11 protein-coding genes are annotated in these 11,837 nt (G+C 57.5%); 2 read left to right on the top strand and 9 right to left on the bottom strand.

The annotated features are described in order from the left end of the window. Nucleotide 1: 1 nt before the first annotated feature. The 9 genes from CKW31_RS02645 to CKW31_RS02605 all read right to left on the bottom strand — a co-directional run bounded on the left by CKW31_RS02645 (nucleotide 2) and on the right by CKW31_RS02605 (nucleotide 10,011). Nucleotides 2-790: a MetQ/NlpA family ABC transporter substrate-binding protein gene (locus CKW31_RS02645; RefSeq protein ID WP_095092914.1), complete on the bottom strand. Its 789-nt coding sequence runs from the start codon at nucleotides 788-790 to the stop codon at nucleotides 2-4. A 152-nt stretch (nucleotides 791-942) separates the two neighbouring features. After that, entirely contained in the window at nucleotides 943-2,298 is a 1,356-nt protein-coding gene (locus tag CKW31_RS02640; protein ID WP_095092913.1) for an LLM class flavin-dependent oxidoreductase, read from the bottom strand. Beyond that, on the bottom strand, nucleotides 2,298-3,503 hold the full coding sequence (locus tag CKW31_RS02635) for an SfnB family sulfur acquisition oxidoreductase (RefSeq protein WP_095092912.1): 1,206 nt from the start codon (nucleotides 3,501-3,503) through the stop codon (nucleotides 2,298-2,300). Before CKW31_RS02635 ends, CKW31_RS02640 begins: the two co-directional genes overlap by 1 nt. Before the next feature lie 24 nt (nucleotides 3,504-3,527). Then, nucleotides 3,528-4,775, bottom strand: a complete 1,248-nt coding sequence (locus CKW31_RS02630) for an SfnB family sulfur acquisition oxidoreductase (protein WP_095092911.1) — start codon at nucleotides 4,773-4,775, stop codon at nucleotides 3,528-3,530. A 430-nt stretch (nucleotides 4,776-5,205) separates the two neighbouring features. Further along, nucleotides 5,206-5,940 carry a hypothetical protein gene (locus tag CKW31_RS02625; RefSeq protein ID WP_095092910.1) on the bottom strand — a complete coding sequence of 245 codons (735 nt, stop codon included), beginning with the start codon at nucleotides 5,938-5,940 and terminating at the stop codon, nucleotides 5,206-5,208. A gap of 579 nt (nucleotides 5,941-6,519) precedes the next feature. After that, nucleotides 6,520-7,263 carry an L-cystine ABC transporter ATP-binding protein TcyN gene (gene tcyN, locus CKW31_RS02620; RefSeq protein WP_095092909.1) on the bottom strand — a complete coding sequence of 248 codons (744 nt, stop codon included), beginning with the start codon at nucleotides 7,261-7,263 and terminating at the stop codon, nucleotides 6,520-6,522. Nucleotides 7,264-7,266: 3 nt separating this feature from the next. After that, complete coding sequence (gene tcyL / locus CKW31_RS02615) at nucleotides 7,267-7,935, bottom strand: cystine ABC transporter permease (protein ID WP_095092908.1); 669 nt, start codon at nucleotides 7,933-7,935, stop codon at nucleotides 7,267-7,269. Further along, nucleotides 7,932-8,729 carry a cystine ABC transporter substrate-binding protein gene (gene tcyJ / locus CKW31_RS02610; RefSeq protein ID WP_095092907.1) on the bottom strand — a complete coding sequence of 266 codons (798 nt, stop codon included), beginning with the start codon at nucleotides 8,727-8,729 and terminating at the stop codon, nucleotides 7,932-7,934. The genes tcyL and tcyJ overlap by 4 nt, the downstream gene beginning before the upstream one ends. 286 nt (nucleotides 8,730-9,015) lie before the next feature. Continuing rightward, entirely contained in the window at nucleotides 9,016-10,011 is a 996-nt protein-coding gene (locus CKW31_RS02605; RefSeq protein WP_095092906.1) for a D-cysteine desulfhydrase, read from the bottom strand. 193 nt (nucleotides 10,012-10,204) lie between these two features. Here CKW31_RS02605 and epsC point away from each other — a divergent pair, with 193 nt between their 5' ends. Further along, nucleotides 10,205-11,158, top strand: a complete 954-nt coding sequence (epsC, locus tag CKW31_RS02600) for a serine O-acetyltransferase EpsC (protein ID WP_095092905.1) — start codon at nucleotides 10,205-10,207, stop codon at nucleotides 11,156-11,158. Between the two features lie 130 nt (nucleotides 11,159-11,288). Beyond that, nucleotides 11,289-11,837: type VI secretion system tip protein TssI/VgrG (tssI, locus tag CKW31_RS02595; RefSeq protein WP_141230109.1), on the top strand; the 549-nt coding region annotated here is incomplete at its 3' end.

The following is an 11,837-nucleotide window of genomic DNA, read 5'->3' as shown; positions in this document are numbered from 1 at the left end:
ATCAACCTTCCCAGCCAGCTTGGTAGAGCTTGCCATTGACCTTGTCCAGAGTGGCGCGCACGACTGGCGAGTGCTGATAGATGTCGATGAATTTGGCCAGGCGTGGATCGTCTTTGCTCTGCGGCTTGATCACGAACTGGATGACGTATTCGGGGTGATCAAGACCGTCAAAGAGGATGGCTGATTCGGCATCGAAGGTCTTCGAGAGGCGAATGTAGGCCGGGTAGCCCTGAACCAGATCCGCGTCGTCATAAGCGCGAACCAGTTGTACGGCCTCGACCTGAATCAGTTTGATTTTCTTCGGGTTGGCGACGATGTCTTCCTCGGTGGCCTTGTAACCCACGCCTTGTTTGAGGGTGATCAAACCGGCCTTGGCCAGCAGTTGCAGACCTCGACCGCTGTTGATCGGATCGTTGGCGATGGCCACGGTGGCGCCGGTTGGCAGTTCATCGAAGCTTTTGTACTTCTTGGAGTACAGGCCGACGTTGTTGATGATCCCCGGCGCGTACGGCACCAGATCAAACCCGGCCGCTTCTTTGGCGTTGGTCAGAAACGGAATGTGCTGGAAGTAGTTCACGTCGATATCGCCCGCCGCGAGGCTGACGTTGGGCGCGATCCAGTCGGTGAACTCCACCAGCTCGACTTTCAGGCCTTGCTTGGCGGCTTCCTGAACCGCGGCTTCGAGCGGGATGGCGAAAGCGGCGGTGGTGCCGACTTTCAGGGGTTCGTCCGCGGCATGGGCGGTGAGGGCTAACAGGCTCAGGGCCAGGGTGCTGATGAGTTTTTTCATGGTGGGTGTCCGGTGTGTTGCTGGGGTTTAGTTGTGTGTAGGGTTGAACGCATTTTTATTGTGGGAGCGGTGCTTGCCCGCGATGAGGCTGGACGCGGTTCACTTTAGAGTCGCGGTGTCCTTATCGCGGGCAAGCACCGCTCCCACAGGGTTCAGCGTCGGTAACTGGCCCCGACATGCTGCTCTGGCAAACGCGCGCCGCCCTCGGGAAACAGCTTTTCCCGCAGGCTGCCGCTGTCGTAAGCGGTTTTGTATGAGCCTCGGCGTTGCAGCTCGGGGATCACCAGGTCGATGAAGTCCACGTAGCTTTCCGGGGTGACGATGCGGGTCAGGTTGAAGCCGTCCAGACCGGTTTCGGCGATCCACGATTCCAGCTCGTCGGCGACGTGTTCAGGCGAGCCCACCAAGGTGATGTAGCGCCCGCCCAAGGCGTGCTGGTCGAGCAGTTTTTGCCGGGTCCAGTCGTTGTTCTTGAGGTTCCTGGTCGCTGATTGAATGGCGTTGCTCTTCACGTACTGGATGGGTTCATCCAGCTCGTACAGAGAGAAATCGATGCCGGTCGAGGCGGCGAAGTGCGCGACACCGGCTTCGGCGCTGGCGAACTCGCGATACTCCGCAAGCTTGGCCTGCGCTTCGGCTGCGGTCTTGCCGACGATCACGTTCAGGCCCATGAACACTTTGATGTCTTCCGGGTTGCGTCCGGCCGCAACGGCACTGGCGCGGACCTTGTCGACCTGCTCCCGGGTCGCGGCCTTGTTCTGGCCGCTGATGAACACGCACTCGGCATGTCGCCCGGCAAACTGCAGGCCTCGCTCCGAGCTGCCCGCTTGAAACAGCACTGGCGTGCGCTGTGTGGACGGCTCGCACAGGTGATACCCCTCGACCTGATAGAACTCGCCCTTGTGCTCAACCTTGTGCACTTTGTCCGGTTGGGCGTAAACCCGCTGCTCGCGGTCGTTGATGACCGCGTCCTCCTCCCAACTGCCTTCCCAGAGCTTGTAGAGCACTTGAAGGTATTCATCGGCCTGATCGTAGCGGCGGTCATGTTCGACTTGCTCGGTCAGGCCCATGGCCCGTGCAGCGCTGTCCAGATAACCGGTGACGATGTTCCAGCCCACCCGACCACGACTCAGGTGATCCAGCGTCGACATGCGCCGGGCGAACAGATAAGGCGCTTCGTAAGTCAGGTTCGCAGTCAGACCGAAGCCGAGGTTTTTGGTCACTGCGGCCATGGCTGACACCAGTAGCAGCGGATCATTGACCGGCAACTGGATGGACTCTTTGAGCGTCACGTCCACCGAGTTCTGATAGATGTCGTATACGCCGACGATATCAGCGATAAACAGGCCGTCGAACAGACCGCGCTCCAGCAGCTGTGCCAGTTCGGTCCAGTATTCGAGGGTGTTGTAGCGGGTCGAGTTGTCTCGTGGATGAGTCCACAAACCATGGTTGATGTGGCCAATGCAGTTCATGTTGAAGGCATTGAGCAGGATCTTTTTCTTCGCCATCAAATTGTCCCCCGCAGTGGAGGATTGGTGTCGTTGAGGTAGTAATTGCCGATGGCGTGATACTTCCAGCGTACCGGGTCGTGCAGCGTGTGGACGCGAGCGTTGCGCCAGTGTCGGTCAAGGTCATGCTCGGCCAGAGTCGCCTGACTACCAGCCAGTTCGAACAGCGTACTGCCCGCCGCGAGTGATATTTCGGTGCTGATGGCCCGGGCTTCGGCGACGGCAATTGATGCGGCGGCCACATGCTCGGCGTTGCTATCGGCCTGAGCGATATCAAGGATTTCCCCGGCGCGATCCAGCAATGCTTCGGCGGCGAATAAGCGAACGCTCAGCTTCCCGAAGCTGCTCAGGGTCAACGGATCGTCCACGGCCTTTTCGATGCCGGAGTCTATCCATGGGCGGGTGCGGGTGCGAACGAAGTGCAGAGCGTCTTCGAAGGCGGCCCGGGCGATGCCGGTGTCGATGGCGGCATGGAGGATCTGTGCCAATGGCCCGACGGTGGTCGGGCGCTCGAATGCACTCTGGAATGCCACGACGTCGCGGGCGTCCACATAAACATTTTCAAAGACCACCGAGCCGCTACCGGTGGTGCGCTGGCCGAAGCCGCTCCAGTCGTCGATGACGGTCAGGCCCTCACTGTCAGCGGGCACGAACGCCAACTGCTGCACACCGTTTTCGTCGACAACCGAAGTCGGAATACGCTGGGCATACAATGCGCCAGTCGAGTAAAACTTGCGGCCGTTGATGCGATAGCCGTCGCCTTCGCGACTTAGGCGAGTGGTGCGATCGTGGGCTGTTTTGGTACCCAGCTCGGCCAGCGCATTACCGAAACGCAAACCTGCCAATGCTTCGGCATACAGGCGCTTCTGCTGATCGGCATTACCGTTGACGCGCAGGACTTCCAGAGCATAGAAATGATTCTGAGGAATTTGCCCGAGAGACCCATCCGCCTCGGCGATCAGGCGAATGACTTTCGCCAGGGTGACATTCGACACGCCTGCGCCGCCAAATGCCTTGGGCACGCTGATGCCCCACAGGCCGGAGGCGCTGAACAGATCCAGTTCTACATGGGGTAGCCGACGCTCCTGGTCACGTACCGCGCTTTCACGTTTGAAGTGGGCGGCCAGTTCCTGAGCAATGTGCAGGGCCTGTTCATCGTTTTCGATAACGGCAGCACGGTTCCGCGGCGGGGATTGCAAACTCATAACGTTGTACTCCAGTGGTCTGGTTTAAATCCACGAATGGCGGGCGGGCAGGGTGCCGTTGAGGTGCCATGCGCCGACGGCGTGGTATTTCCAGCGCACAGGGTCATGGAGGGTGTGAACGCGAGCGTTGCGCCAGTGCCGGTCTAGGTTGAACTCGGCCAGGGTGGCGCGGCTGCCCGCCAGTTCGAACAGCTTCTCGCTGGCCAGCAGTGACACTTCAGTGGTCAGGACTTTGGCGCGGGCCACGGCAATTGATGCGCGCGCAGCGGAGAATTCGTCGATGGGAGCAGCGTTGACCTCATCCAGGACTTTCGCCGCTTCACGCAACAGCGCCTCAGCGGCATGCAGTTCGAGTTTGAGCTTGCCGATGTCGGCGATTACGTAGAGATCATCGCTGGCACGCTCTACCTGAGCGTCAACCCAGGGCCGCGAGCGTTCGCGCACGAACGTGATGGTGTCGTCGATGGCGCCTCGGGCGATACCTGCGTCGATGGCCGCCTGGATCAGTTGCGAGACTGCACCCTGAATATTGGGTGTCAGTGACAGGCGCCAGTTTTCGACAACCAGTTCGCTGTGCACCTCTACGTTTTCCAGCAGCACCGTGCCGCTGGCGGTGGTGCGTTGGCCGAAGCCCGACCAGTCGTCGACAATGCTCAATCCCGCGCTGCCCCGTGGCACAAAGGCCATGATTTGCTGACCCTGGTCGTTCAACGCTTTCACCGCGACCCAATGCGCGAACAACGCACCAGTGGAGTAGAACTTCTGGCCGTTGAGGACGAGGCGTCCTTTGTTGTGAGTGAGACGGGCTTTCAGCTCCAGGGTATTTTTAGTACCGCGCTCGGGGCCGGCATTACCGATCCGCCAGCCGTCCAGCACGCTTCTGAGCAAGGCCTTTTTCTGTTGCTCGTTGGCACTGCTCAACAGCAGATGAATGATGCCGAACTGGTTCTGTGGTATTTGGCCCAGCGCCGGGTCGGCAGCGGAGATGATTTTGAAGACTTCAGCAACGGTCACGAACGAAACTTGCGGACCGCCGTACGCACGCGGTATGGAGATGCTGCCCAGGCCGCTACGGGTAAACGCTTCGATCTGCTGCCAAGGAAGCAAGCGCTGAGCATCACGCTCGGCAGCCTGCAATCGGGCTTGTGCAGCCAGTGCGTGTGCGGCTTCGATTGCCTGGGCGTCATTTTGTAATATCCGCGCAGGGTGCAACGGCGGCGCGATATCCGAGCCGCGCTCAGCCAAGTGGGTGTGAGACGTTGAAACGACCATTCGAACCTCGCAAAAACGCCCCCCAAAGAAGGCGAAGAAAAAACACGATGTCCGGTGGTCCGGTGCATATACCCTAAGGCGACTAAAAATTTAAATATACGAATTTTTTGGAATAAGCATAGAAGACTAAATCACGGTTGCTCATGCGGTTTGAGCGTAGGTCAGGCATGAGCCAATTAGCACAATAAGGATGCACAGTTTGATAGGCTTGCTGACTTTCATGAGCGTATATTCCGAATGACGGTAGGTCGTTCAGAAAGCCTAGTCAGTTGTTTGTGTATTTTATGAATATGCCTGTAGGCGAAGATGCAGTTGGTTGTAGGAATTGTCTTGGGTGTAGTGAGTTTGTGAGCCTGTTCGCATTTCAGGGTGAGTAGGCCAATACACGAAGTTATAACAACTTCGCATATTGGCTTGAATTAAAAAGTTTTCAGTCATACCCGGGACGATTATCCAGAGTGCTGACGCTGATTTCTCGTGGCGGCGCCCAGCGAGAGTTATTACCGACTCGATCAATAACGCAATACGTCACCTCCAGTTGCGGCTCATCGCCCGCCTCGCGAATCAAGGTAGCGGGCACGATCAGCTTGACGGGTTTACCAACGTTGTCGGCATCCAGCGGCTCCAGGTCCATCCGCAGATCGCCCCAGCGCAGGGTGATTTCATCGCAAGGCGCCATGTTCAGGTACGGCTCGATGGACAGTGGCAGGCCTTTCTTGACGTCACTGGTAATCAGACCGTTTCGAATCACGGCGTCCGGCAGACAGATGGGGGCCAGCCCCTGGTTTTCTTCGCGACTGTCATTGATCAACAGCCCGCCGGGCATGTCCAGCTTCACTCTCAGCCTGCGGCAGGGTGAGGTAATCGGTGCGCCGCCGATCTTCATCAGTCGGTAGTAGGTCTTGACGGTACCGCTCTGCAGAAAGCTTTCCGGTACCCGCAGCACCATGGTGTAGCCAATATCGGACTTATCCAGAACTTTTGACGCGACGTAGCAACCGCCCCAGTACAACTCGATCAGGTCGCCTGCGTCCATGTCCGGGTAAGGGTCAATGTTGACCAGCAAATGGGCAGCGGCGCGAATGCCAACGCCATGTCTGTGGGCCTGCGGAACGTAAGGTGGGAACAGCTTTTGACCGCCTGTTTTGCAAAGTGTGTGAGTCATGTCTGAATGCCCGTCATAATTGAGTTGATCATTGATAGTTGTAACAAATTTATTTCTGGAATCATTGCTATGCACCTCGAGTTCATCCTGTGGATAGTTAACGTATAGTTCGAGCTTATGGGAAGCATTACAAAGTGTCGGTAAATCCCGCTTGCAACTATTCGAAGGCGTTAGAAGTTCCTGTTGGTCTTGAGCTAATGTCGTTTACGCTTATCTGTCAAGGCGCTAATGGATTGAGCTGGGCGTGTACGAAGAAATAAGATACTTCCTACAGAGTTTCGTCAAACTGTTGACCGTATTGGCTTAGTTCGTCCTACCTGAGGAAATAAACAGTTATGTTTGCTAGCCATGAAAACCTGCTAGCCGACCGAACAGGCAAAGGAATCGAGCACGCAGCCGCAGCCCCCTCCATTTCATTGAGTGGGAAATGAGGAGGACTTCTGTTCAGGTTTTTAGATGGCTTTCCAGCGATTCTGGAAGTACATCAATCACGGGTTTGATCGATTGATTGATGTACAAATGTAAAGCCAGCAGGAGCAGCGCCAGAAGGCGCAGGTTTCTGTGCTGTGCTTTGTAGGATCAGTTCCTGCTTCGTTCCAGAAATTGCCGCGTCCGTTCTTCGCGCGGGTTGGCGAACAGCTCTTTCGCATCGCCCTGCTCGACAATCACACCCTTGTCGATAAACACCACACGATTAGCGACGTCCCGGGCGAAGTTCATTTCGTGAGTGACGATGACCATGGTGCGGTTTTCTTCAGCCAGAGCGCGAATAGCGGTCAGCACTTCGCCCACCAACTCGGGGTCCAGCGCAGAGGTGGGTTCGTCGAACAGAATCACTTCCGGTTCCATGGCCAGGGCGCGGGCGATGGCCACGCGCTGCTGCTGACCGCCCGACAAGCGCCGCGGGTAGGAGTCTTCCTTGCCTGCCAGCCCTACTTTGGCCAACAGTTGCCGACCCAGCTCGGAGGCCTTTTCACGCGGCATCTTCTTGACCACGACCGGCCCTTCGATAACGTTTTCCAGCGCAGTGCGGTGTGGGAACAGATTGAAGTTCTGGAACACAAAACCTACGTGCTGACGAAGCTCGCGGATCAGGCTTTGCTGCTTGCTCAACGGGCGGTTGCCGTCGATTTCGATGTTGCCCACGATGATCTTGCCGCTGGTGGGTTCTTCGAGGAAATTCAGGCAGCGTAGCAGGGTGGTTTTACCCGAACCGCTGGGACCGATAATCGCTACAACCTCGCCGGCCTGGACCTTCAGGTCGATGCCTTTGAGCACTTGCTGACCCTTGAACTCCTTGGTGAGTTTTTCAACCACGATCATGCTTCAAGACTCCACATCATGGCGGTTTACTCTCTCTTCCAGACGGTTTTGCAGGTACGAAAGCGCCGTCGCCAGAATCCAGTAGATCAAGGCGGCTGCCAGATACATGGTGAAAATTTCGAAGGTGCGGGCGGTGATCAGTTGTGCCTGACGGAACAGTTCCGGCACCTGAATAGTGGCCGCCAGCGCGGTGTCTTTGACCAGCGAGATAAAGCTGTTGCCCAGTGGCGGCAGCGCGGTGCGGGCGGCCTGAGGCAGAATGGCCCGGCGCATGATCTGCGCGCGGGTCATGCCGATACTTGCACCAGCCTCCCATTGACCACGATCAACCGAGGCAATCGCGGCGCGCAGGATTTCACAGGCATAAGCACCCATGTTCAGCGAGAAGCCGATCAGCGCAGCGGTCAGGGGTTCCAGTTCAATGCCTAACTCCGGCAAGCCGTAATAGATCATGAACAGTTGAACCAGCAGCGGCGTGCCGCGAAAGAACGACACGTAAACCCGGGCGATGCCGCGCAGCAGCATCATCGGTGACAAGCGCATGAGCGCCAGTCCGAAGCCCAGCAGCAGCCCGAAGAACATACCGCCCAGGCTCAGGAAGACCGTGTAGTACGCGCCCTTTATCAGAAAGGGCGCGGAGTCCAGCGCAAGCTTTAGACCCTCTTCAATCATTTGGTCACGTCAGCCTGGAAATACTTCTGCGACAGCTTGGCAAGGGTGCCGTCAGCGCGCAGTTTGTCGATGGCTTTATTGATGGCCGCAACCAGTTCAGGCTCGCCTTTACGGATGGCGATACCGGATTCCTGACGGGAGAAGGGTTCGCCGGAAACAGCCAGGCTGTCCTTGGTTTTGGCGATCAGCTCGAGCGCAGCCAGGCGATCAACCAGAATGGCGTCGATACGGCCGACACGCAGGTCCTGATATTTGGTTGGGTCATCGTCGTAGGTTTTGACGATGGCGGCCGGTACGTTTTCCTTGAGCCATTGCTCGTAGTTAGTACCCAGACCTACGCCCACTTTGGCGCCCTTGAGGTCGGCTGCGGTTTTGAATTTGTCTGCGTCTTTCTTCTGCACCAGCGCCTGAATACCGGAGATGGTGTACGGCTCGGAGAAGTCATACTTCTTCTTGCGCTCTTCGGAAATGGTGACCTGGTTAATCACCACGTCTAGACGCTTGGACTCCAGCGCCGCCAGGATGCCTGCCCATGGGGTCGCTTGCAGTTGCACCTTGACGCCCAGCTCTTTGGCCAGTGCCTCGGAGAACTCGACTTCGAAGCCGGTCAGCTTGCCGCTTTCATCCTGGAAGCTGAACGGAGGGTACGTCCCTTCCAGACCGACCTTGATCGTGCCAGCCTTTTTGATTTGATCCAGTTGCTCACCTGCAACCGCTTGACCCATCAAGCCGGAACCGAGCACCAGGCCCAGGGTGGAAAGCAGAACGGTACGCCGAATGGCGGAAATAATCATGACGAGCCCCATTTAAGTTGTTTGGTTTCAGGCAAGAATCGGACCTGACGAACGCTACGTTGGCAGCGGATGTTTATCCAGCTTTTTCAGCGCTTGATCCGTGCTGGCGGCGATCATAAGAGCAGCTGGTTATGGTTCAAAATAACTAAAAGCCTGATTCATATTCGATTTTTGAATAATTAGTCGCGTTCTTGTAGGAGCTGCCGAAGGCTGCGAAGGTCAATGTCTGACACTCCGCTATCGCAGCCTTCGGCAGCTCCTACAAAGTAGCGTCAGGTATTGAGCTTTAAGCAAACACACCCGGATAAGCAAACAGCGCAGGCGCACCACCGGTGTGCAGGAAAATCAGCGGGCCGTCATCGAAGCGTCCACGGCCGATGCCATCCAGCAACCCGGCCATGGCTTTACCGGTGTAGACCGGGTCCAGCAACAGACCTTCATGGCTCGCTACAAGTTTTATCGCAGACAGAGTGCCGGCATTAGGCTCGCCATAGCGCGGGCCGAAATACTCGTCCCATAGCTCCACGTTAAAAGCTTCGGGCAGCGTTACGCCCAACAGCTCGGCGGTGCGCTCGGCCAGGCTTTGCACCTTCGGGCGTTGAGTTTCTTCAGGGCGCGACACCGTCACACCAATCACGGGCAACTGCGGCAAGGCTTCAGCCAGAGCAAGGGCCAGCCCGCTATGCGTACCGGCGCTACCGGAGGCGAGCACGACCGCAGCGAAATCCAGCCCGGTCTGCTTGATCTGCTCGGCCAGCTCAAAGCCTGCCTTTACATAACCCAGTGCCCCAACCGGATTGGAGCCACCAATCGGCACCAGATAAGGCTTTTTGCCGCTGTTACGCAGGCGGGCGGCGAGTGCGTGCAATTGCTCGTCGGCGTTGTCGAGGTTTTCCACCATTTCGACCTTGGCGTCGAACAGGTCCAGCAGCAGACGATTGCCGTTGTGCAGGTAACTGCTGTCTTCGGTGGCGATCGGGTTTTCCAGTAGCGCCACACAGCCCAGACCCAGGCGGGCGGCCAGGGCAGCGGTCTGACGCACATGGTTGGACTGAATGGCGCCCGCTGTTATCAGCGTGTCAGCTCCTTGGGCCAGCGCATCGGCGGCGAGGTATTCCAGCTTGCGAACCTTGTTGCCGCCCAATGCCAGCGTCGTGGTGTCATCGCGCTTGATATAGATGTCGCGGCCCGCCCAGACCGACAGGCGCTCCAGTTTTTCCAGTGCCGTGGGGGCACCGATCAAGTCCAGGCGATTAAATTGAGCGAGCTGTTGTTTGATCATGAGGATAGGTAAGCCGTGTAAAGAGTCGCAGGACTATAAGCAGACACTCCCTACAGGGCAACTTCTCACTGCTTATGCCCTCAGAAGAAAAGCCCTACTCAAATTGTTATTTTTTCGCCTGAAATGTTTGCCGTAGAGTGGCCGTATCAGCGGCCCCCACTAAAAAGCCGCCCCCGAACCGAGGAGAGTCAGCGTGAGTGATACACCAGAGGCATCCGCCGAAGGCCAATCCAGTCACTGGCAGTTGCAGCAGATCGTCAGTGAACTGCGCTCGGCGCGTGATGATTGGCGAGCACGCAACAAGCGGGTCAGCGGTGAGCACGGCGGCCGAGAACTGCCTTCCAGAGCGGCCATGCGCGATATTCTTGAAGCGCTCTGCGGTGCGCTGTTCCCCATGCGCCTGGGCCCTGTGGATCTGCGCGAAGAAAGTGAAGACTTCTATGTCGGTCATACCCTCGACGTGGCGCTTAATGCGCTGCTGGCTCAGGCCCGACTGGAGTTGCGCTACGTGGCGCATCAGCGCTCCGAAGACGTTCGTGCGCTCGATAAGCAGGCACTGGACCTGATTCAGGGCTTTGCCCGTGCATTGCCTGAGATGCGCAAGCTGCTCGACACTGACGTGCTGGCCGCTTATCACGGTGACCCCGCAGCCCGCAGCGTTGATGAAGTGCTGCTGTGCTATCCCGGAATTCTCGCCGTCATCCACCACCGTATCGCCCATCATCTGTACCGCGCAGGCTTACCGCTGCTGGCCCGGATCAGCTCGGAAATCGCCCACTCCGCCACCGGCATCGACATCCACCCCGGCGCACAGATTGGCCCGAGCTTCTTTATCGACCACGGTACGGGTGTCGTCATCGGCGAAACCGCCATCATTGGCGAGGGCGTGCGCATCTACCAAGCCGTCACCCTGGGCGCCAAACGCTTCCCGGCAGACGAAGACGGCCAACTGCAAAAAGGCCACGCCCGGCACCCCATCGTCGAAGACGACGTGGTCATCTATGCTGGCGCAACGATTCTGGGCCGCATCACGATTGGTAAAGGCTCGACCATTGGCGGCAACGTGTGGCTGACGCGCAGCGTGCCAGCGGGTTGCAACCTGACGCAGGCGAATCTGTTGCAGCAGGATGATGGGAGTCAGAAGTAGCTGTCGGCCTCTGATGTTTTATCGCTTATTAATAGGGATAAATCCTACGGATGCTGTTCGCAGCATCCGACTTCTTGTTATTGAGGGTTAGTGCAAAGTCCCGCCTTTTACTCAGGCCAAGGACTTGCCCATGTTCAACCCCGCCAATCGCGCCTCGTTCACGCTGGAAATTGCCGGGCTTGAGCATGACTTTCGGGTGCTGGCTTTTACCGCCAAAGAATCCATCAGCCGCCCGTTCAGCGTACGCATCGAGCTGGTCAGCGAGCGGGCCAATCTCGAACTGGATGATCTGCTGCACCGTCTGGCCTTCCTGAAAACTGACGCTGACGGTCATGGTTTTCACGGGCAGATTGGCGAAGTCGCGCAGGGTGATTCCGGCAAGCGCTTTACCCACTACTTCATCCAGCTGGTGCCCAGCCTCAAGCGTCTGGAATACCGCCGCAATCATCGGATCTTTCAAGGCAAGACTGTCCCGGACATCATCGCGCTGGTGCTCAAGGATCACGCCATCTTCAGCAACGGGTTTGCGTTCAGGCTGCGCGAGCCCTGCAGGCCTCGCGATTACTGCACCCAGTATCAGGAAACCGATCTGCATTTCGTACGCAGGCTGTGTGAAGAAGAGGGTATCCATTTTCACTTCCAGCACAGTCCTGACGAGCATCTGCTGGTGTTTGCTGAC

The sequence above is a fragment of the Pseudomonas sp. Irchel 3A5 genome, from assembly GCF_900187575.1.
Taxonomy (GTDB): Bacteria; Pseudomonadota; Gammaproteobacteria; order Pseudomonadales; family Pseudomonadaceae; genus Aquipseudomonas; species Aquipseudomonas folii.
The sequence above is the reverse complement of the archived record's forward strand: the minus strand, read 5'-3'. Positions and strand labels throughout refer to the sequence as shown.

Bases quoted from the DNA above. Each gene is read 5' to 3' on its own strand.
- tcyJ (WP_095092907.1), bottom strand. From the start codon at position 8,729: ATGATTATTTCCGCCATTCGGCGTACCGTTCTGCTTTCCACCCTGGGC.
- tcyN (WP_095092909.1), bottom strand. From the start codon at position 7,263: ATGATCGTGGTTGAAAAACTCACCAAGGAGTTCAAGGGTCAGCAAGTG.
- tcyL (WP_095092908.1), bottom strand. From the start codon at position 7,935: ATGATTGAAGAGGGTCTAAAGCTTGCGCTGGACTCCGCGCCCTTTCTG.
- CKW31_RS02630 (WP_095092911.1), bottom strand. From the start codon at position 4,775: ATGGTCGTTTCAACGTCTCACACCCACTTGGCTGAGCGCGGCTCGGAT.
- CKW31_RS02645 (WP_095092914.1), bottom strand. From the start codon at position 790: ATGAAAAAACTCATCAGCACCCTGGCCCTGAGCCTGTTAGCCCTCACC.
- CKW31_RS02635 (WP_095092912.1), bottom strand. From the start codon at position 3,503: ATGAGTTTGCAATCCCCGCCGCGGAACCGTGCTGCCGTTATCGAAAAC.
- CKW31_RS02625 (WP_095092910.1), bottom strand. From the start codon at position 5,940: ATGACTCACACACTTTGCAAAACAGGCGGTCAAAAGCTGTTCCCACCT.
- CKW31_RS02640 (WP_095092913.1), bottom strand. From the start codon at position 2,298: ATGGCGAAGAAAAAGATCCTGCTCAATGCCTTCAACATGAACTGCATT.
- CKW31_RS02605 (WP_095092906.1), bottom strand. From the start codon at position 10,011: ATGATCAAACAACAGCTCGCTCAATTTAATCGCCTGGACTTGATCGGT.